At 71.8% G+C, this 19,544-nt stretch carries 14 protein-coding genes; 3 read left to right on the forward strand and 11 right to left on the reverse strand.

Annotation, left to right across the window (positions count from 1 at the left end; all coding sequences use genetic code 11):
* Window positions 1-1,114: 1,114 nt before the first annotated feature.
* A complete protein-coding gene (locus OHS59_RS20340; RefSeq protein WP_189771925.1) occupies window positions 1,115-1,807 on the reverse strand; it encodes a metal-dependent transcriptional regulator in 693 nt (230 codons plus the stop codon).
* A gap of 270 nt (window positions 1,808-2,077) precedes the next feature.
* On the opposite strand from OHS59_RS20340, the gene OHS59_RS20345 reads away from it, so the two are divergent.
* Window positions 2,078-2,836 carry an SIS domain-containing protein gene (locus OHS59_RS20345; protein ID WP_328494841.1) on the forward strand — a complete coding sequence of 253 codons (759 nt, stop codon included), beginning with the start codon at window positions 2,078-2,080 and terminating at the stop codon, window positions 2,834-2,836.
* A gap of 175 nt (window positions 2,837-3,011) precedes the next feature.
* On the opposite strand, the gene OHS59_RS20350 is transcribed toward OHS59_RS20345, so the two are convergent.
* Window positions 3,012-4,397, reverse strand: a complete 1,386-nt coding sequence (locus OHS59_RS20350) for a PAS domain-containing protein (protein WP_328494842.1) — start codon at window positions 4,395-4,397, stop codon at window positions 3,012-3,014.
* Window positions 4,398-5,226: 829 nt separating this feature from the next.
* On the opposite strand from OHS59_RS20350, the gene OHS59_RS20355 reads away from it, so the two are divergent.
* Entirely contained in the window at window positions 5,227-6,288 is a 1,062-nt protein-coding gene (locus OHS59_RS20355) for an isopenicillin N synthase family dioxygenase (protein WP_443061471.1), read from the forward strand.
* Window positions 6,289-6,401: 113 nt separating this feature from the next.
* On the opposite strand, the gene OHS59_RS20360 is transcribed toward OHS59_RS20355, so the two are convergent.
* Complete coding sequence (locus OHS59_RS20360; protein ID WP_328494843.1) at window positions 6,402-7,502, reverse strand: citrate synthase 2; 1,101 nt, start codon at window positions 7,500-7,502, stop codon at window positions 6,402-6,404.
* A gap of 397 nt (window positions 7,503-7,899) precedes the next feature.
* Between OHS59_RS20360 and pdxH the strand changes: the two genes are divergently transcribed.
* Window positions 7,900-8,541, forward strand: a complete 642-nt coding sequence (gene pdxH / locus OHS59_RS20365) for a pyridoxamine 5'-phosphate oxidase (RefSeq protein ID WP_328499287.1) — start codon at window positions 7,900-7,902, stop codon at window positions 8,539-8,541.
* A gap of 283 nt (window positions 8,542-8,824) precedes the next feature.
* Here the strand turns inward: pdxH and OHS59_RS20370 are convergent, their stop codons facing one another.
* From OHS59_RS20370 to OHS59_RS20405, 8 genes are all read right to left on the reverse strand, one after another.
* The gene (locus tag OHS59_RS20370; RefSeq protein WP_328494844.1) at window positions 8,825-9,439 is read right to left on the reverse strand and encodes a TetR/AcrR family transcriptional regulator; all 615 of its coding nucleotides are present in this window, start codon (window positions 9,437-9,439) and stop codon (window positions 8,825-8,827) included.
* Complete coding sequence (locus tag OHS59_RS20375) at window positions 9,427-10,170, reverse strand: enoyl-CoA hydratase family protein (protein WP_328494845.1); 744 nt, start codon at window positions 10,168-10,170, stop codon at window positions 9,427-9,429. The genes OHS59_RS20370 and OHS59_RS20375 overlap by 13 nt, the downstream gene beginning before the upstream one ends.
* A complete protein-coding gene (locus tag OHS59_RS20380) occupies window positions 10,167-11,732 on the reverse strand; it encodes a 4-coumarate--CoA ligase family protein (RefSeq protein ID WP_328499288.1) in 1,566 nt (521 codons plus the stop codon). The genes OHS59_RS20375 and OHS59_RS20380 overlap by 4 nt, the downstream gene beginning before the upstream one ends.
* 65 nt (window positions 11,733-11,797) lie before the next feature.
* Window positions 11,798-12,964 (reverse strand): acyl-CoA dehydrogenase family protein, encoded by a 1,167-nt coding sequence (locus tag OHS59_RS20385; protein ID WP_328494846.1) that lies wholly within the window; start codon window positions 12,962-12,964, stop codon window positions 11,798-11,800.
* A gap of 185 nt (window positions 12,965-13,149) precedes the next feature.
* Entirely contained in the window at window positions 13,150-15,027 is a 1,878-nt protein-coding gene (locus tag OHS59_RS20390; RefSeq protein ID WP_328494847.1) for an acetyl/propionyl/methylcrotonyl-CoA carboxylase subunit alpha, read from the reverse strand.
* An 80-nt stretch (window positions 15,028-15,107) separates the two neighbouring features.
* Complete coding sequence (locus OHS59_RS20395; RefSeq protein ID WP_328494848.1) at window positions 15,108-16,706, reverse strand: acyl-CoA carboxylase subunit beta; 1,599 nt, start codon at window positions 16,704-16,706, stop codon at window positions 15,108-15,110.
* On the reverse strand, window positions 16,703-18,514 hold the full coding sequence (locus tag OHS59_RS20400; RefSeq protein ID WP_328494849.1) for an acyclic terpene utilization AtuA family protein: 1,812 nt from the start codon (window positions 18,512-18,514) through the stop codon (window positions 16,703-16,705). Before OHS59_RS20400 ends, OHS59_RS20395 begins: the two co-directional genes overlap by 4 nt.
* Window positions 18,511-19,305, reverse strand: a complete 795-nt coding sequence (locus OHS59_RS20405) for a TIGR03084 family metal-binding protein (RefSeq protein ID WP_328494850.1) — start codon at window positions 19,303-19,305, stop codon at window positions 18,511-18,513. The genes OHS59_RS20400 and OHS59_RS20405 overlap by 4 nt, the downstream gene beginning before the upstream one ends.
* Window positions 19,306-19,544 lie beyond the last annotated feature (239 nt).

The following is a 19,544-nucleotide window of genomic DNA, read 5'->3' on the forward strand; positions in this document are numbered from 1 at the left end:
CCCCCCTTGATCCACTCGCCCGGCTCGTCCCGCACGAGCCGGCCGGTCCACTCGTACCGTCGGCCGTACCGCTGCTCCTGCTGGTTGTTCCTGCGTAATCCGTGGTCGTTCCGTCACTCATACGCTATCGAATGCGTATTCGAAAGTGGGTTCCTTGGCGGTAACACCCCTCCTTCGAGTGACCTCGCTCAAGGATTGACCGCCGCCGTCGAGGGGAGATCTTCAACGGGAGGCGGGCCGCTCGGGGAAAACGGTCCGAAGGGGATGACCCTGGGAGCTCGGGGCTCCGGGTCAGCACAGGGGAGGACAGGCCCCGGCGCCTCACGGCGCCGGGGCCCTCCTCAGGTCCGCGGCACATCCTTGCGCCCCCTCCCCGACCGCGCGCCGGCGCCGCTGCCGTCACGGTCAAGAGCCCTCAGGTCATATGCCTCTCGCGACAGCCTTGCATGCGAACGGTCCGTTCGCTGCGATTCCGCGCACTGAATCTTTGTTTCTGGAGGAACGTCGAGGTGGGGCAACTGAGGGCTTGGCTAAGGGAGTTGACGACGAGGTCAGGAGCGGGATGAGGCAGCCGGGAGAGGCCCTGGTCCAGGCCACGCTCCCCGGCACGCCCCGGGTGGCCACCGCGCACGACGGCGCCCGGGCCAGGCGCACGCAGTCCCCCACGACCGGCCCGCGGACGGCCCACGGCCGACCCCGCTCCCCGTCCGGTCCCGTGCGCACAGCGCACAGCGGCCGACGGGGGGGGCGGTCGACGCGGGGTCGACGTACAGCGGTCGACGCACGGGGGCAGCGCACAGCGGTCGACGCGCGGAGTCGGCGCACCGCAGCCGACGCGCGGCGGTCGACGCGGGGCCGACACACGGCGGTCAGCACACGGGGTCGGCACGCGGCGGTCGACGCACGGAGTCGATGCACAGCGCCGACGCGCGAGGCGGGCACACGGCGGTCGACACACGGGGTCGGCCCACAGCAGTCGACGCACAGCGCCGAGGCGCCGCTCGGCGGCCCGGGGGCGTGACGGCCCGGCGGCCCGGCGCTGCGGCTACCGCTTCGCCACGAACACCGGCCCGGCGGCCCAGCGGCCAGCGGCCCGGCGCCGTCGCGCCGCGAGCTACCGCTTCGCCACGAACACGTGGGACGCCACGTCCGACTCCAGCTCCGCGGCTTCTCCGCCGCTGCCCACGAGCACCCCGCCCGCGGACTCCGTCACGCTGACGACCGAGCCGGGCTGCACGCCCGCCCGACGCAGCGTGTACATCAGCTGTGCGTCCGTCTGGATCGGCTCACCGATGCGGCGGACGACGACCGTCTTGCCGTCGAGACCGGGGTCGAGGTCGGCCAGCGAGACCATGCCCGCGTCCAGGAACGGGTCCGCCACGTCCTTCTCGCCCAGCTCCTCAAGGCCCGGGATCGGGTTCCCGTACGGCGACTCGGTCGGGTGGCGCAGCAGTTCGAGCACCCGGCGCTCGACCGCCTCGCTCATCACGTGCTCCCAGCGGCAGGCCTCCGCGTGCACCTGCTCCCACTCCAGGCCGATCACGTCGACGAGCAGACACTCGGCGAGGCGGTGCTTGCGCATCACGCGCGTGGCCAGCCGGCGGCCCTCCTCCGTGAGCTCCAGGTGGCGGTCGCTGGCGACGGCCACGAGACCGTCGCGCTCCATGCGCGCCACGGTCTGGCTGACGGTCGGCCCGCTCTGGTCGAGCCGCTCGGCGATCCGGGCGCGCATGGGGACCACACCTTCCTCCTCCAGCTCAAGGATGGTGCGGAGATACATCTCCGTGGTGTCGATCAGTCCGGACATACGTGCCCCTCGATTAGCTCTGCCGGAGGCTGGGTGGCTCACCGGCGTGTGCGCTGGCCCTGGCAGCAATTCTGACGCATCCCACTGACAACCGTGCCGCACCGTCGGAACCACGTGCTGACGACTGCCTGCGCGATTCGGCCGGGCCCGGCACCCGGCCGGGTGGAAAGGGGCCCTCGTAACCCAGTGTCGCCCCTGCGGAGCGTATTGACACAGCAGTGGTCCAGACCGCAACGTGATCCGCGACACGACGCAGAAGGAGCTTCGCCGATGAGCGACAGCAAGCTGGCCGGGCAGTTCTTCGACGCCGCGATCGGCCTGCTGCAGCGGGTGCGGGACGAAGAGGCCCAGGCGATCGAGGCCGCCGGGACGATGATCGCGGACACCGTCGCCGACGGCGGCCGGCTCTTCGCCTTCGGTGCCGGGCACTCGTCGCTGGCCGCGCAGGACCTCGTCTACCGCGCGGGCAGTCTCGCGCTGATGAATCTGCTCGCCGTGCCGGGCGCGGTCGGCGTCGACGTCATGCCCGCGACGCTGGGCTCCGCGCTGGAACGGGTGGACGGCCTCGCGAGCGCGGTCCTCGGCGCCAGTCCGGCCCGCGCCGGCGACCTCCTGGTGGTCATCTCCCTCTCCGGGCGCAACGCGCTCCCCGTCGAGATGGCGATGAGCGCCCGCGCCCTCGGCCTCAAGGTCATCGGCGTCACCTCGGTCGCGTACGCCTCCGAGACGCGGTCCCGGCACGCGTCGGGGACGTATCTGAAGGACCACTGCGACGTCGTCCTCGACTCGAAGATCGCGATCGGGGACGCGGAACTCACCCTCGACACCATCCCGGCGCCGTTCGCGTCCGCGTCGACGGTGGTGACCTCGGCCGTCCTGCAGTCGGTCATGGCGACGGCGGCGGGTGTCCTCGCGGACCGCGGGATCGAGCCTCCGCTGCTGCGGTCCGGGAACGTGGACGGCGGCCTGGAGTGGAACGACCGGGTCTTCACGGAGTACGGGGACCGGATCTTCTACTGGCAGCGGTGAGCCTGCCGGTCGTTGCGGCCGATCGGAGCCGCACCCCTGAAGAGCGGGACTTCGCCCCTGCCCTCCAGCCCGGTCGGCGCTCGTCTTTCAGCCCGTCCGGCGTTCGAGGACGAGGCCGTTCAGGCCGATGGGGGGTCTGGGGGCGCAGCCCCCAGGGGTGGGAGGGGCCCGCCCCTCAGGATCGCCGCTCCAGGACCGCCGCCAGGTCCAGCGCCGCCGCGATCCGGACGGCGACGTCCTCCGCGTACGTCGCGTCGAACCTCTCGAACTGCGTGCGGCTGGCACTGCGCAGGAACGTGACGACGCCCAGGGTCCGCCCACGGCTCCGCAGGACCACGCACAGGGCGTGCACCGAGTCCGCGGGCCACTGACGGGCGAGGGCCCAGTCACGGGCGCGGTCCGGCTCGGTGGACCCCGCGCTGGCCCGTACGGAACCGATCCGCTCGACGCACTGGAACGCCGGATGCCCGTCGGAGTACCGGACGGGCAGACCCGCGCGGCCCGCGGGCAGGCTGGGACCCGGCGCGCCGGACGGCGTGGCGGGCCCCCGTACGAGCCGCACCGGCCGCTCGCCGTCGGTCACCGAACCCCCGGCGACCCGGTCGATCAGCGCGTGGTCGGCGAAGCCCGCGAGCGCGAAGTCGAGGTGGACGGACGCCGCCTCCGCGGGGTCCTCGCACTCTGCGGCGGCACGCGCGGCCCGGTGCAGCTGGTTGGTCCTGAACCGCAGCAGCGCCGCTTCCTGCTCGGTCTGCTTGCTCTCGGTCACGTCCTGGAAGAGCCAGCCCACACCGAGCGGAACCGGTTCCTCCGTGAGGGGCGAGGCGAGCCGCAGGAAGCCGCTGCGCCAGCAACGGCGCTGCTCGCCCTCCGCGGTCCGCAGGGTCACCCACATCTCGGCGGGCGCCGGTGGGGCGCCCTCCGCGAGAACGTGCGTGAGCGCGCTCTCCAGCTCCTCCACGCCCTGTGCGATCAACTCGCCCAGGGGGCGGCCCAGTACGGCCGCGCGTCCCGTGCCGAGCGCCCGCGCGGCGTGTCCGTTGACCACGGCGGGCCGCAGGTCGGCGTCGACGAGCACGACACCCCAGGAGGCGTCGTCGAACAGCGCCTCGCTCAGCGCGATCGACCGCTCCAGATCGATCTGCGCGTGCACCTCGCTGAAGGCGCAGTACACCCCGGCGGGCTTCCCGTCGGGACCCGGCACGGCGGCCGACTGGGTCCGTACGAGCACCCGGCCGCCCTCCTTGGTGAGCAGCGCGAACTCGTGGACCTGCCGTCCGGGGGCCTGCATCGCGGACAGCAGCCGGCTCTCGATCTCCTCGGCGTCCGCGGCCCGCACGGCCCAGCCGGCGAACCCGTGCCGGCCGACCGCCTCGGCCGCGGTCCAGCCGAGGATCCGCTCGGCCTCCCGGTTCCAGTGCGTCACCACTCCGTCGGCGTCGAACGCGCACAGCGCCGCGTCCATCCCGTCGAGCAGAGCGGCCAGCAGATCGGCCCCGTCCCGCTCCGGCTCGTCCGGCCCGAGCTCGTCCGTGGTCCCACTACGCCGCGAAGCACTCACCTGGCACCCCCTGCAGGCCGTGTCGGCGTGTCCTGCGCGGTGTGCCCGCGCGTCTGTTCACTCACTACGAACACTACGAATCACTCACTAGGAATCATTCAACTCGAACGTGACGCAGCCCACATCTGGTTCCCACAAGATTGAGGAAATCGTTGTGCGCGGGCACTTCGTCCCCGGTGGGCCGGAACGGGCGTTCCGTGGGCGATCTCCGGTCCGGCCGCCGGATCCCCGTCGTCCCGGCACCCTCCACAAGATCGCTTCCCCCTGTCGCCGCCGTCAACGCGTCGGCACCCCGGAAAATCAGTGCCCCGGAAAATCACTTGAGCGCCGTCGCGACTGTTCCTAGTGTGGGACGCACGCCGAAAGGAGGTGATCGGGTACATGTCTGAAACCCGGACCAGCGAGGTGGCTGCGGGCTAGCGGCCCGTCACCACATTCAGTGCGGTGCCGGACCAGCGCGTGAGACGAGCGTGCGGCCGGCCCAATCTCAGCAGTCACCCGACCCGCGTGCTCGCCGGTAAGTCCGGCCGGCTCCCTCCTCGGAGGGGACCAGAGCTCGCGGGTCGTCTGCGTTTCCGGACGGCCTCCCGCGGCCGCGATCGCGGTGATCCCGGGCACAGGCATATGCGGCGTACGGCGGTATCCTTGGCGCATGCTTCCGATACTCGTCCGGCGCCGGCACGTGGACTACGTGCGCGTCACGAGCATGGGCTGTCGGCGTTCCGCCTGACCTCAGCCCTCCTTTCCTCCTTGCTCTTCCCTGGCACCTGCGGCCCCCGCCCCACCCTCGGCGGCTGCCGCGGGCCCGTAACCCATGCGGACGCACACCATGACGAATGTGATCATGCCGACGAACCCGCCGTACCAGCCGGATCAGTCGCATCAGCCGTATCAGCAGCTTCCGATCATTGATCTTTCCGCGGCCGACCGCGGGCCCCAGGCGCGTGCCCTGCTGCGCGCCCAGTTGCACAGTGCCGCCCATGACGTGGGGTTCTTCCAGCTCGTCGGGCACGGGGTGAGCGAGGCCGAGACCGCCGCCCTGCTCGACGCGACGCACCGCTTCTTCGCGCTTCCCGAGGCCGGCCGGCTCGCGCTCGACAACGTCAACTCGCCGCACTTCCGCGGCTACACGCGGACCGGCGACGAGCGCACCGGTGGCAGCCGCGACTGGCGCGACCAGCTCGACATCGGGGCGGAGAGGCCCGCGCGGGCTCCCGGCCCTGGTGAGCCCGCGTACTGGTGGCTGGAGGGTCCCAACCAGTGGCCCGCCGCGCTGCCGGAGCTGCGGACCGCCGCGCTGGCCTGGATCGACCGGCTCAGCTCCGTCGCGGCGCGGCTCCTGCGTGAGCTGCTGGCCTCCATCGGCGCGCCCGCCGGTTTCTACGACCCGGTGTTCGGCGACCGGGCCCACCCGCATCTGAAGCTCGTCCGGTACCCGGGAAGCTCCGGGGACGGGGCGGACCAGGGGGTCGGCGCGCACAAGGACTACGGGTTCCTGACGCTGCTTCTGCAGGACCGGGTGGGCGGGTTGCAGGTGGAGCGCGCGGACGGGTTCTTCCACGACGTGCCGCCGGTCCCGGGGGCGTTCGTCGTCAACCTCGGTGAGCTGCTTGAGGTGGCCACCGACGGGTACCTGCTGGCGACCAACCACCGGGTGGTCAGTCCGCCCGGGGCCACCGAGCGGTTCTCCGTGCCCTTCTTCTACAACCCGCGCCTGGACGCCCGGATCGAGCGGCTGCCCTTCCCGCACGCCTCCGCCGCGCCCGGGGTGACGAGCGACCCGGCCAACCCGCTCTTCGCCGAGTACGGGCGGAACGAGCTGAAGGGCAAGGTGCGGGCCCATCCGCTGGCCGCGGCCCGTCATCACGCGGAGCTACTGGCCCCGGCGTGACGGCGGAGCCGCCGACCGGAGCCACCGACCCCGCCCGACACAGGTGTGGCGGCGCTCCATGGGGCGCCGCCACACGTGCCGTGCACACATGAGTGCCGTGCACACATGAGAAATCAGCGGGCGATGTCTCCGTAGCCCTCGATCTCACGCGGGTTGCGGGTGCCGGGGCCGATGTAGCGCGCGGAGGGGCGTACGAGGCGGCCGGTGCGCTTCTGCTCCAGGATGTGCGCGGACCAGCCGGCGGTACGGGCGCACGTGAACATCGAGGTGAACATGTGGGCCGGGACCTCGGCGAAGTCCAGGACGATGGCGGCCCAGAACTCGACGTTCGTCGCCAGGACGCGGTCCGGGCGCCGGGCGTGCAGTTCGGCGAGGGCCGCCTTCTCCAGGGCCTCGGCGATCTCGAAGCGGGGCGCTCCGAGTTCCCGGGCGGTGCGGCGGAGCACTCGCGCGCGCGGGTCCTCGGCGCGGTACACCCGGTGGCCGAAGCCCATCAGCCGCTCGCCCTTGTCGAGGGCCTGCTTGACGAACGCCTCGGCGTCGCCCGTGCGTTCGATCTCCTCGATCATGCCGAGGACGCGCGAGGGGGCGCCGCCGTGCAGCGGCCCGGACATGGCGCCGACGGCCCCGGAGAGGGCCGCCGACACGTCCGCGCCGGTGGACGCGATGACGCGGGCGGTGAACGTGGACGCGTTCATGCCGTGCTCGGCGGCGCTGGTCCAGTAGGCGTCGACCGCCGCCACGTGCTTGGGGTCGGGCTCGCCGCGCCAGCGGATCATGAAGCGTTCGACGACGGACTGCGCCTTGTCGATCTCGCGCTGCGGGACCATCGGCAGGCCCTGGCCGCGGGCGGACTGGGCGACGTAGCTGAGGGCCATGACGGCGGCGCGGGCGAGGTCCGCGCGGGCCTGCTTCTCGTCGATGTCGAGGAGCGGTTTGAGGCCCCAGACGGGGGCGAGCATGGCGAGCGCGGACTGGACGTCCACGCGGATGTCACCGGAGTGGACGGGGATCGGGAACGGCTCGGCGGGCGGCAGGCCGGGGTTGAAGGCTCCGTCGACGAGCAGCCCCCAGACGTTGCCGAAGGAGACGTGGCCGACCAGATCCTCGATGTCGACGCCCCGGTACCGCAGGGCGCCGCCCTCCTTGTCCGGTTCGGCGATCTCCGTCTCGAAAGCGACGACTCCCTCAAGTCCGGGTACGAAGTCGGACATCAGGCGGCTCCTCATGATGTGTGCGACGGACGATGTGCGAGTTGTGCGATACGTGCGATGTGCGATGCGTGCGATGTGCGATGCGTCCGATGTGCGATGTGCGGGATGCGGATGCGTTCGGGGTGGGTGTTGCGGTGTTCTCGGTGGGTGCGAGCGTGCGGTTACGCGGTCGCCTCTTGGACTCGCGGTCCGTACGCCACTCCGGTCATGCCCCGTGCGGTCGGCGGTCACCCAACCTCTTGGCAGCAGGACGATATCCCGTGGTGCCACCTTTGGGGAGGGTACGCGGCACTCAGTGCCAGTCAGTGATGAAGCCCACGCCCGCCGACGAGTACGGCAGGATGACCGGGTGACCGACAGTGACCCCTCTCTCGACCCCCTCCTCGACCCCGCGTCGATGCGCAAGCAGTACCGGGCCGCGGGACTCGACGAGACCGAGCTGGCCGACCACCCCATGGAGCAGTTCGCACGCTGGTTCGTCCAGGCCGCGGCGCACGGTGGGGCGCGGGGCGCGTTGTACGAGCCGAACGCGATGGTCGTCTCCACGGCGGACGCCGAGGGGCGGCCCAGTTCCCGCACGGTGCTGCTGAAGCAGTACGACGAGCGGGGTTTCGTCTTCTTCACCAACTACGAGTCCCGCAAGGCGCGCGAGCTGGCCGAGAATCCGTACGTCTCGTTGCTCTTTCCGTGGCATCCGGTGGCGCGGCAGGTCGTCGTGACCGGGATCGCGCGGCGTACGGGGCGGGACGAGACGGCCGCGTATTTCCGTACGCGGCCTCATGGGTCGCAGCTCGGGGCGTGGGCCAGTGCGCAGTCCGCGGTGGTCGCCTCGCGGGACGAGTTGGACGCGTCGTACGCGGAGCTGGTGGCTCGGTATCCCGAGGGGGCGCAGGTGCCTGTGCCTCCGGAGTGGGGTGGGTTTCGGGTTTCGCCCCGGGCGGTGGAGTTCTGGCAGGGGCGGGAGAATCGGTTGCACGATCGGTTGCGGTACGTGGCGTCTGCCGACGGGTCTTGGCGGGTTGAGAGGCTCAGTCCCTGAGGGGCTGTGCCCCTCTGATCCCCCTCGCGTCAGGGGGTGGCGCCCGGGGTGCGGTTGCGTCCGACGGTTCGTCGTGGCTGGTCGCGCCGTACCCGCGCCCCTTGAGGGCGAAAAGATTGCGCCGTTCCCCGCGCCCCTAAAGGCAAGAGATTGCGCCGTTCCCCGCGCCCCTGAAAGCAAAAGACTGCGCCGTTCCCCGCGCCCCTGAAAGCAAAAGACTGCGCCGTTCCCCGCGCCCCTGGAAGCGAAGGACTGTGCCGTTCCCCGTGTCCCCGAAAAAGGGTCAGCTCAGGGTGGTGTCCAGGATTTTTGACCACTGGGTTACCACTCCGGCTCGGCGGGTGGTGTCGTCTGTGAGGAGGTTGGCCAGGCCGAGGCCTCGGGACATGTCCAGGAAGCCCTGGACCGTTTCGCGTACACCGGGGCGGGTCTCGTCGGCGTTCAGGAGTTCCACGGCTATGCGGTGGGTCTCGCGGCCGACGCGGCCCTCCAGTTCGGTGACCCGGGTGCGCAGCTGGTCCTCGTTCGAGGCGGCGACCCAGAGGTGGAGGGCGGCGCGGAACAGTGGGCCCGTGTAGAGGTCGACCAGGGCGGCGACGACGGCTCGGCGGTCCGCGGCGCCCTCGGGGAAGAGGGTGCGCAGAGCGGTGGAGCGTTCCTCGGCGACGTACTCGACGGCCGCCGTGAAGAGGTCCTCGCGGGTCGGGAAGTGGTGCTGGGCCGCGCCTCGCGACACCCCGGCGCGCTCGGCGACGACGGACACCGTGGAGCCCGCCCAGCCGCGTTCGGCGAGGCAGGCGACCGCGGCTTCGAGGAGGCGTTGCCGGGTGGCGCGGCTGCGGTCCTGTTTCGGGACGCGCTCCACCGGCACCGGCGCCGCGCCGTTCACCAAACCCATGAGGGATCCCGTCGTTCGAGGAAGGCCGTCATTCCCTCGCGGGCCTGCTCCGAGGAGAAGAGCCGGGCCGAGAGCGCGGTCAGGTCGGCCGCGTCCCGGTCGAAGGTGTCCAGCACCTTAGCCGTGAGCAGCCGCTTCGTCTCGGCCAGCCCCTGCGGTGAGGACCGGCGCAGTCCGTCGAGCACCGGCGCGAGTACGTCGTCGGCGTCCTCCCCCGCCGCGCCCGCGACCGTGACGAGGCCGATGCGGGCGGCCTCGGTCGCGTCGAACTTCTCGCCGGTGAGGTAGTAGCGGGCCACCGCGCGCGGGTCGAGGCGCGGCAGGAGGGGCAGCGAGATCACGGCGGGGGCGACTCCGATGCGTACCTCCGTGAAGGCGAAGGTTGCCTCCTGGGAGGCGGCCGCGATGTCGCAGGCGCCGAGCAGTCCGAGGCCGCCCGCGCGGACGTGGCCGGTGACGCGGGCGACGACGGGCTTGGGCAGTTCGACGATCTGCCGGAGCAGGGCGACGAGGGTGTCCGGGTGCGGCGGGTCGCGCAGGTCCGCGCCCGCGCTGAAGGTGTTGCCGGTGTGGGTGAGGACGACGGCGCGTACGTCACCGTCCTTGCCGGCTTCCGTGAGCGCGTCCGCCAGGTCCCCCACCAGCTGGGCGGAGAGGGCGTTGCGCCGCTCGGGCGCGTCGAGCGCGAGGGTGGTGATCCCGCGCTCGTACGACCGCCGCACCGTGCTCATGCGCGCCCCCGCAGCTCTCGTCGAAGGATCTTCCCGGAGGCTGCCCTCGGCACCCCCTCGATGAACTCGACATGCCTGATCTTCTTGTACGGGGCCACGCGCGCGGCGACGTATTCCATGACCTCTTCCCCGGTGAGACCCGGCGCGGCCGGCTGGCGCACCACGTACGCGTGCGGCCGCTCGTTGTTGTCGGTGTCGTAGACCCCGATGACGGCGGCGTCGGCGATGCCGGGGTGCGTCAGCAGGAGTGCTTCGAGTTCGGCGGGGGCCACCTGGAAGCCCTTGTACTTGATGAGTTCCTTGACCCGGTCGACGACGTACAGCCAGCCGTTCGCGTCGACGTGCCCGACGTCGCCGGTGTAGAGCCAGCCGTCGTCGTCGATCATCTCGGCGGTCTCGACGGGCCGGCCGAGGTAGCCCTTCATGACCTGTGGTCCGCGGATGACGATCTCGCCGCGTTCGCCGACGCCGAGGTCCTTGCCGGGGTCGTCGAGGGAGACGATGCGCATCTCCGTGCCGGCGATGAGTTTCCCGACGCTTCCCGGGGGCGGGTCCGCCTCGTCCAGGGGGACGACGTGGGTGCCCGGAGAGAGTTCCGTCATGCCGTACGCCTGGCCCACCGGCGGCAGTCCGAGGCGGCGCGAACAGGCTTCGGCGAGTTCGGCGTCCAGGGGTGCCGCCGCGCTGATGACGTACTTCAGGGACGACAGGTCGTAGCCCTCGACGGCGGGGTGCTTGGCGAGGGCGAGCACGATCGGCGGGGCCACGTACAGGCCGGTGATGCGGTGTTTCTCGATGGCCGCGAGGAACGTGTCGAGGTCGAAGCGCGGCAGCACGACGACGGTGGCGCCCTGCCGGAGGGGTGCGTTCATGAGGGCCGTCAGGCCGTAGATGTGGAAGAACGGCAGGACGGCGAGGATGCGGTCGCCGGGCCCCATCGGCATGGTGGGCGTCAGCTGGGCGAGGTTGGTGGCGATGTTGCGGTGGGTGAGCATCACGCCCTTGGGGACGCCGGTCGTCCCGGAGGAGTACGGGAGGGCCGCCACGTCCGCCACCGGGTCGATGTCGGTCTGCGGCTCGGGGGCCGTGGAGCCCAGCATGTCGAGCAGCGAGCGGTGTCCGGGTGCCTGGTCGCAGACGAGGATCTCCCGTATGCCGCCGGCGAGTTCGGCCGCCGCGCGGGCCGTGTCGAGGAGGGGGGAGACGGTGACGATCCACTGGGCGGCGCAGTCCCGCAGCTGTTTCGCGAACTCCTCGGGCGTGGCGAGGGGGTGCACGGTGGTGACCGACGCCCCCGCGCGCGTGGCGGCGTAGAACGCGGTGGGGAAGGCGACGGTGTTGGGGCTGTGCAGCGCCAGTACGTCGCCCTTGCGGACACCGAGTTCGGCGAGCCCGGCGGCGACCCGCCGGTGGAACGTGTCGAGTTGGGCGTAGGTGAGGGTCGTGCCGTTCACGCCGTCGATCAGCGCGGGGGTGTCGCCCCGGGAGGCGGCGCTGCCCAGCACCGCGTCGTGGATGGGTTCTTCGACCGCGGGGACGTCTTCGTACTCGCTGCGGAACACCATGTCGGGCCCTTTCCAGGAGCCGGAAGTTGCACGGAAGCCGGAGGCTGTACGGGAGATGGTGCCTAGTAGGACTTGGGCAGGCCCAGGGTCTGGTGCGAGATGTAGTTGAGGATCATCTCCCGGCTGACGGGTGCGATGCGGGCCACCCGGGACGCGGTGATGAGCGACGCGAGGCCGAACTCGCCGGTCAGGCCGTTGCCGCCGAGCGTGTGCACGGACTGGTCGACGGCCTTCACACAGGCTTCGGCCGCCGCGTACTTGGCCATGTTGGCGGCCTCTCCGGCGCCGGCGTCGTCCCCGGCGTCGTACAGGTGGGCCGCCTTCTGCATCATCAGGCGGGCGAGTTCCAGCTCGATGTGCGCCTGCGCGAGGGGGTGCGCGATGGCCTGGTGGGCGCCGATGGGCTCGCGCCAGACGGTGCGCTCGCGGGCGTAGACGAGGGCCTTGGACAGGGCGTAGCGGCCCATGCCGATGGCGAAGGCGGCGGTCATGATGCGTTCGGGGTTGAGGCCCGCGAAGAGCTGGAGCAGGCCGGCGTCCTCGTCGCCGACGAGCGCGTCGGCGGGGAGCCGTACGTCGTCCAGGGCCAGTTCGAACTGCTTCTCGGCGCCGTGCAGTTCCATGTCGATCTGCCGTCGCCCGAAGCCGGGCGCGTCGCGCGGGACGATGAACAGGCAGGGCTTGAGCTTGCCCGTGCGGGCGTCCGCCGTACGGCCCACGATGAGGGTCGCGTCGGCGATGTCGACGCCGGAGATGAAGACCTTGCGGCCGGAGAGGATCCAGTCCGTGCCGTCTTCCGCGCGGCGGGCCGTGGTGGTGATGCGGTGGCTGTTGGAGCCGGCGTCGGGTTCGGTGATGCCGAAGGCCATGGTGCGGGTGCCGTCCGCCAGGGCGGGGAGCCACTCCTGTTTCTGTTCCTCCGTGCCGAAGCGGGCGATCACCGTGCCGCAGATCGCCGGTGAGACCACCATCATGAGGAGGGGGCAGCCCGCGGCCCCGAGTTCCTCCAGGACTATGGAGAGTTCGGCTATTCCGCCGCCTCCGCCGCCGTATTCCTCGGGGAGGTTCACGCCCAGGTAGCCGAGCTTGGCGGCTTCCGCCCACAGCTCGGTGGGGTGGGCCTTCTCCGCGATGACCTTGGCCAGGTAGGGGTGGCCGTAGCGGTTGCCCAGGGCCGACACCGCTGTGCGGAGGGCCTTGTGCTCTGCTGTTTCCAGGACGGGTGTCATGGGGCTCCTCAGGGGGAGGGGGCTGGTGTTGTGTGGAGGGTGCGGGTTCGTTGTGGCTGGTCGCGCAGTTCCCCGCGCTCCTGAAGGCGAAAAGATTGCGCCGTTCCCCGCGCCCCTGAAGGCGAAAGGACTGCACCGTTCCCCGCGCCCCTGGAAGCGAGAAGGCTGCGCCGTGCTCCGCGCCCTTAGGTGGGGTCGACCACCGCCAGCAAGGTGCCCATTTCCACCTGTCGGCCCGGGCTCACGTGGAGCGCCGTCACCGTGCCGGTGGCCGGGGCTGTGATCTTGTGTTCCATCTTCATCGCCTCCAGCCAGATCAGGGGGGCTCCGGCCTGGACGGGGGCTCCCTCGGTAAGGCCCTCCGCGACGCGGACGACCGTGCCGGGCATGGGGGCCAGGAGTGAGCCGGGGGCGTGGGCGGTCTCGGGGGCGGGGAAGCGGGGCAGGGCCGTGAGCGCGGTGTCGTTCACGTAGACGCGGTCGCCGTGCCGGGCGACCGCGAACTTCCGCCGTACGCCCGCTATTTCGAGTACGACGAGGTCTGGTCCTGTCTCCACCACGTGGACCCCTTCGGCGGCCGGGCCCTGCCGGGTGTGCCGGTAGCGGACCTCGTGTTCCTCGCCCGCCACGAGGTAGCGCCTGCTCTGCGGCTGCGAGGGCAGGTTGCGCCAGCCGCCGAAGCGGGAGCGGCCGTGGGCGTCGGCGAGCGCGGCGGCCAGCGGGGCGTACGGGTCCGGGGCCGGCGCGGTGAGATCCGCCAAGTGGCGTTCGTAGAAGGCCGTGTTCATACGGGCCGCCGTGAACTCCGCGTGGTGCAGGGAGCGTACGAGGAGGTCCCGGTTGGTGACCGGGCCGTGGACCGTGGCCCTCTCCAGGGCGCCGGCGAGTCTGCGGATCGCCTCGGCGCGGGTGGGCGCGTGGGCGACGGCCTTGGCGAGCATGGCGTCGTAGTGGACGCCGATCGTGTCGCCGTCGCCGTAGCCGGTGTCCAGGCGGACGCCGGGCACGGACAGGCGGTGCAGGGTGCCGGTCTGCGGGGCCCAGTCCTGGGAGGGGTCCTCGGCGTAGAGGCGGGCCTCGACCGCGTGGCCGGACGGGGTCGGCGGCTCGCCGTCCAGGGTGCCGCCCTCGGCGACGCGCAGTTGCAGGGCGACCAGGTCGAGCCCGAACACCGCCTCGGTGACGGGGTGTTCCACCTGGAGGCGGGTGTTCATCTCCAGGAAGTGGACGCGGCCCTCGGAGACTTCGTCCCCCGAGACCAGGAACTCCACCGTGCCCGCGCCCGTGTAGGCGATCGTCCGGGCCGCCGCCGTCGCCGCCGCGTGCAGTCGTCGCTCCACGTCGGGGCCGAGGCCCGGTGCGGGGGCCTCCTCGATGACCTTCTGGTGGCGGCGCTGGAGGGAGCAGTCTCGGGTGCCGAGGGCCCAGACGGTGCCGTGGCCGTCGGCGACGATCTGCACCTCGACGTGCCGGGCGTGCTCGACGTACGGCTCGACGAAGACCGAGCCGTCCCCGAAGGCGCTCGCCGCTTCGACCGAGGCGGCACTCAACTCGCTTTTCAGTGCGGCCAGTTCGCGCACGACACGCATTCCGCGTCCACCGCCGCCCGCCGACGCCTTCACCAGGACCGGCAGGTCCTTCTCCGTCACGGCGTCCGGGTCCAGGGGTGCGAGCAGCGGCACCCCGGCTGCCGCCATCAGCTCCTTGGCGCGGGTCTTGGAGGCCATCGCCTCGATCGCCTCGGGGGGCGGGCCGATCCAGACGAGGCCCGCGTCGAGGACGGCCCGCGCGAAGTCGGCGTTCTCGGAGAGGAAGCCGTATCCGGGGTGGACGGCGTCGGCGCCCGCCGCGACGGCCGCCTTCACGATCAGCTCGCCGCGCAGATACGTCTCGGCGGGCGACGCGCCCGGCAGGCGTACGGCGGAGTCGGCCACGCGCGCGTGGAGGGCGTTCTCGTCGGCGTCCGAATACACGGCGACGGTACGGATGCCCAGCTCGTGGCAGGTGCGGAAGACCCGGCAGGCGATCTCACCGCGGTTGGCGACCAGCACACTCGAAATCATGGGACCTCTCACATCAGTCGCACCCGTCGTGCCCGTCATGCCCGTCGCGCCCGTCATGCCCGTCACATCAGTCACGTCTCTCACATCCGGAAGACGCCGAAGCCGCCGCGCGCACCTTCGTAGGGCGCCGTGTGGATCGCGGACAGGCACAGGCCGAGGACGGTCCGGGTGTCGCGCGGGTCGATGACGCCGTCGTCGTACAGCCGACCGGACAGGAACATCGGCAGGGACTCGGACTCGATCTGCTGCTCCACCATGGCGCGCAGGGCCGCGTCGGCGTCGTCGTCGTACGGCTGGCCCTTCGCGGCGGCGGACTGCCGGGCCACGATCGACAGGACTCCGGCGAGCTGCTGGGGTCCCATGACGGCGGACTTGGCGCTGGGCCAGGCGAAGAGGAAGCGCGGGTCGTACGCGCGCCCGCACATCCCGTAGTGCCCGGCCCCGTACGAGGCGCCCATGAGCACGGACAGGTGCGGTACGCGGCTGTTGCTCACCGCGTTGATCATCATCGCGCCGTGTTTGATGATGCCGCCCTGCTCGTACTCCTTGCCGACCATGTAGCCGGTGGTGTTGTGCAGGAAGAGCAGCGGGATGTCACGCTGGTTGGCCAGCTGGATGAACTGGGCGGCCTTCTGCGACTCCTCGCTGAACAGCACGCCCTGGGCGTTGGCGAGGATGCCGACGGGATAGCCGTGCAGGCTCGCCCAGCCGGTCGTCAGGCTCGTCCCGTAGAGCGGCTTGAACTCGTCGAAGTCGGAGCCGTCGACGATGCGGGCGATGACCTCGCGCGGGTCGAAGGGGTGCTTGAGGTCGCCGGGGACGATGCCCAGCAGTTCCTCCGGGTCGTACTTGGGCGGCTCGGCCGGCGCCGGATCGCCGTACGCCTTGCGGTGGTTGAGGCGGGCGACCACGCGCCGCGCCTGCCGCAGGGCGTCCCGCTCGTCGACGGCGAAGTAGTCCGCGAGACCCGACACGCGCGCGTGCATCTCGGCACCGCCCAGGGACTCGTCGTCGCTCTCCTCGCCGGTGGCCATCTTCACCAGCGGCGGCCCGCCGAGGAAGACCTTCGCCCGCTCCTTGACCATGATCACGTGGTCGGACATGCCGGGGATGTACGCGCCGCCGGCCGTGGAGTTACCGAAGACGACCGCGACGGTGGGGATCCCGGCGGCCGACAGCCGGGTGATGTCCCGGAAGATGGCGCCCCCGGGGATGAAGATCTCCTTCTGGGAGGGCAGATCGGCGCCGCCCGACTCGACGAGGCTGATGCACGGCAGCCGGTTGGCGTACGCGATGTCGTTGGCCCGCAGGGCCTTCTTCAGGCTCCAGGGGTTGCTGGCGCCGCCACGCACGGTCGGGTCGTTGGCCGTGATCAGGCACTCGACGCCCTCGACGACACCGATGCCCGTGACGAGCGAGGCACCGACGGCGTAGTCGCTCCCCCAGGCGGCGAGCGGCGACAGTTCGAGAAACGGCGTGTCGGGGTCGAGGAGCAGCTCGATGCGTTCGCGGGCGAGCAGTTTGCCGCGTTTGCGGTGCCGGGCCACGTACTTCTCGCCGCCGCCCGCGAGGGCCTTGGCGTGCTCGGTGTCGAGGTCGGCGAGCTTGCCGAGCATCGTCTCGCGGTGGTCCGCGTAGTCGGCGGAGGAGGTGTCGAGCGCGGACGCCAGGACCGTCACAGCAGTACCTCCGGTATGTCGAGGTGGCGGGAGCGCAGCCATTCGCCGAGCGCCTTGGCCTGTGGGTCGAAGCGGTGCTGCGCGGCGACGCCCTCGCCGAGGATCCCCTCGACGACGAAGTTCAGGGCGCGCAGATCGGGCAGGACATGGCGTACGACGGTCAAGTCGGCTGCCTCCGGGAGGAGTTCGCGGAACCGGTCGGTGGTGAGGGTATGCGCGAGCCAGCGCCACGCGTCGTCCGTGCGCACCCAGACGCCGACGTTCGCGTTGCCGCCCTTGTCCCCGCTGCGGGCCCCGGCGACGAGGCCGAGGGGCGCCCGGCGCACGGCGGAACCGGCGGGAAGGGGCTCGGGGAGGGGCGGTTCCTCGGAGGGCGCGAGAGGCTGGAGTACGAGGGTGTCCCGGGCCGGTGCCACAGGGATCCGGCGCCCGTCGTGGAGGACCGCCACATGGTCCACGTCCACATGGGGGACGTACACATCCTCGAAGACCCCATAAGGGGCGCCCTTTCCCGGTGGTGCCAACACATGGAATCCGGGGTAGCTGCCGAGGGCCAGTTCGATGGCCGCTCCGCTGAGGGTGCGGCCCACGGCGTCCTGGTCGGGGTCGCGCACGACGAGCCGGAGCAGGGCGCTCGCGGTCTCCTCGGTGGGCGCGTCGGCACGGTCGGTGCGGGCCAGCTCCCAACGGATCTCAGTGGGACGGGACTTGGCCGCCATGAGCGCGGCCTCCAGCTGGGCCCGCACGAACGCGGCCTTCGCCTCGATGTCGAGCCCGGTCAGCACGAAGACGACCTCGTTGCGGAAACCGCCGAGCCGGTTGAGCCCGACCTTGAGCGTGGGCGGCGGCGCCTCGCCCCGCACACTCCCGCCCCGCACACCCCCGATCCGTACCCGGTCGGGGCCCTCCTGGGTGAGGCGGACGGAGTCGAGGCGGGCGGTGACGTCGGGTCCCGCGTACCGGGCGCCGGACGTCTCGTACAGGAGCTGGGCGGTGACCGTGCCGATGTCCACGACGCCGCCGGTGCCGTCGTGCTTGGTGATGACGCTCGTGCCGTCCTCGTGGAGTTCGGCGACCGGGAAGCCCGGGTGGTGCAGCCGGGCCGGGTCGTGCTCGGCGAAGAAGGCGTAGTTGCCGCCGGTGGCCTGGGTGCCGCACTCCAGTACGTGCCCGGCGACGACGGCTCCCGCGAGCCGGTCGTAGGCGTCCGGCGCCCAGCCGAAGTGGGCGACCGCCGGCCCGGTGACCAGCGCGGCGTCGGTGACCCGGCCGGTGACGACGATGTCCGCGCCCTCGCGCAGGCAGGCGGCGATGCCCGCACCGCCGAGGTAGGCGTGCGCCGCGAGGTTGCCGGGGCCGGGGCAGCGGGCGGTGAGGTCGTCGCCCTCGACGTGGGCGACCCGCGCCGCAATGCCGAGTCGCTCCGCCAACTCCCGTACGGCGTCCGCGAGTCCGGCCGGATTGAGGCCGCCCGCGTTGGCCACGATCCGCACGCCCCGCTCGTGGGCGAGACCGAGGCACTCCTCCAGCTGCCGCAGGAAGGTGCGCGCGTAGCCGCCGGCCGGGTTCTTGAGACGGTCGCGCCCGAGGATGAGCATGGTCAGTTCGGCGAGATAGTCGCCGGTCAGGACGTCCAGCGGGCCGCCGGTGAGCATCTCGCGCATGGCGTCGAAACGGTCGCCGTAGAAGCCGGAGGCGTTGCCTATACGGAGGGGGCGAGTGCTCGGGCCGGACGGCGGGCCGGGCGTGGCGGTGGCGGTGGCAGTGGCGGTGGGCCCGGATATCGGGTCGGTCGGGCCGACGCTCATCCCGCGGCCCCCTTCGGTGCGCGGCCCGTGCCGGGCGGGCCCGCGAAGGCCTGCGCGATGTCCAGCCAGCGGTCGGCGTCCAGGCCCTCCGCCCGTACCGCGAGGTCGACGCGGTTGGCCCGCTGGGTGACGAGGAGGCAGAAGTCGAGGGCGGGGCCGGTGACGCGCTGGGCGGCGCCCTCGGGGCCGTACGTCCACAACTCGCCCGACGGAGCCGTGAGTTCGACGCGGAACTCCTCCTCGGGCGGGGTGAGCCCCCGTACCCCGAAGGCGAAGTCCCGGGCCCGCACACCGATGCGCACCACATGCCGGAGACGGTCGGTGGGTGGCCTCGTCACATGCAAGGTGTCCGCGATGTCCTGACCGTGGGCCCAGGTCTCCATGAGCCGGCCCGTCGCCATGGAGGCGACCGACATGGGCGGCCCGTACCAGGGGAAGCGTGTCCCGGCGGGTGCCGCGCGCAGGGCCTTCTCCAGCGCCTGCCGACCGGCGCGCCACTCGGCGAGGAGCCGGTCCGGGGGCAGCGCGGCCCCCTGCTCCGCGGCCTCGTCCACGAAGCCGTCGGGCGAGGCCAGCGCCTTCTCGACCTCCTGCGCGAAGGCGTCGGCGTCGGTCACGGCGAGGAGGGCGGACCGGTCGGTCCAGGCGAGGTGCGCGATCTGGTGGGCGACGGTCCACCTCGGGGCCGGGGTGGCGAGCGCCCAGCGCTCTGTCTCCAACTCCCCCACGAGTGCGTCGAGTTGGTCACTCTCCCGGCACAGGTCGTCGATCACGGGCGACGGGTCGGACACGATGGCGCTCCCCTCGGGGCACGACGGTGTGCGGTGCGCGCCGCGCGGCGTGCGACGCGTTCAGGAGCATGGCAGCGGCCCGAGAAACAATCAAGCGTGCTTGCATTGATTGATACACGCTCGGCGCGCACAGGACGCCGCGCCGGCCGTCCGCGCGACGACGTCGTCCATCGCCATGCGGCCGGCGGCGGAAGAACACCTTCTTCGACCACCTGACGAAACTGTCGCAGCAGGCACGG

The sequence above is a fragment of the Streptomyces sp. NBC_00414 genome (genome assembly GCF_036038375.1).
Lineage (GTDB): Bacteria > Actinomycetota > Actinomycetes > Streptomycetales > Streptomycetaceae > Streptomyces.

Bases quoted from the DNA above. Each gene is read 5' to 3' on its own strand.
- OHS59_RS20340 (WP_189771925.1), bottom strand. From the start codon at position 1,807: ATGTCCGGACTGATCGACACCACGGAGATGTATCTCCGCACCATCCTT.
- OHS59_RS20345 (WP_328494841.1), top strand. From the start codon at position 2,078: ATGAGCGACAGCAAGCTGGCCGGGCAGTTCTTCGACGCCGCGATCGGC.
- OHS59_RS20355 (WP_443061471.1), top strand. From the start codon at position 5,227: ATGACGAATGTGATCATGCCGACGAACCCGCCGTACCAGCCGGATCAG.
- OHS59_RS20360 (WP_328494843.1), bottom strand. From the start codon at position 7,502: ATGTCCGACTTCGTACCCGGACTTGAGGGAGTCGTCGCTTTCGAGACG.
- pdxH (WP_328499287.1), top strand. From the start codon at position 7,900: ATGCGCAAGCAGTACCGGGCCGCGGGACTCGACGAGACCGAGCTGGCC.
- OHS59_RS20370 (WP_328494844.1), bottom strand. From the start codon at position 9,439: ATGGGTTTGGTGAACGGCGCGGCGCCGGTGCCGGTGGAGCGCGTCCCG.
- OHS59_RS20375 (WP_328494845.1), bottom strand. From the start codon at position 10,170: ATGAGCACGGTGCGGCGGTCGTACGAGCGCGGGATCACCACCCTCGCG.
- OHS59_RS20385 (WP_328494846.1), bottom strand. From the start codon at position 12,964: ATGACACCCGTCCTGGAAACAGCAGAGCACAAGGCCCTCCGCACAGCG.
- OHS59_RS20390 (WP_328494847.1), bottom strand. From the start codon at position 15,027: ATGATTTCGAGTGTGCTGGTCGCCAACCGCGGTGAGATCGCCTGCCGG.
- OHS59_RS20400 (WP_328494849.1), bottom strand. From the start codon at position 18,514: ATGAGCGTCGGCCCGACCGACCCGATATCCGGGCCCACCGCCACTGCC.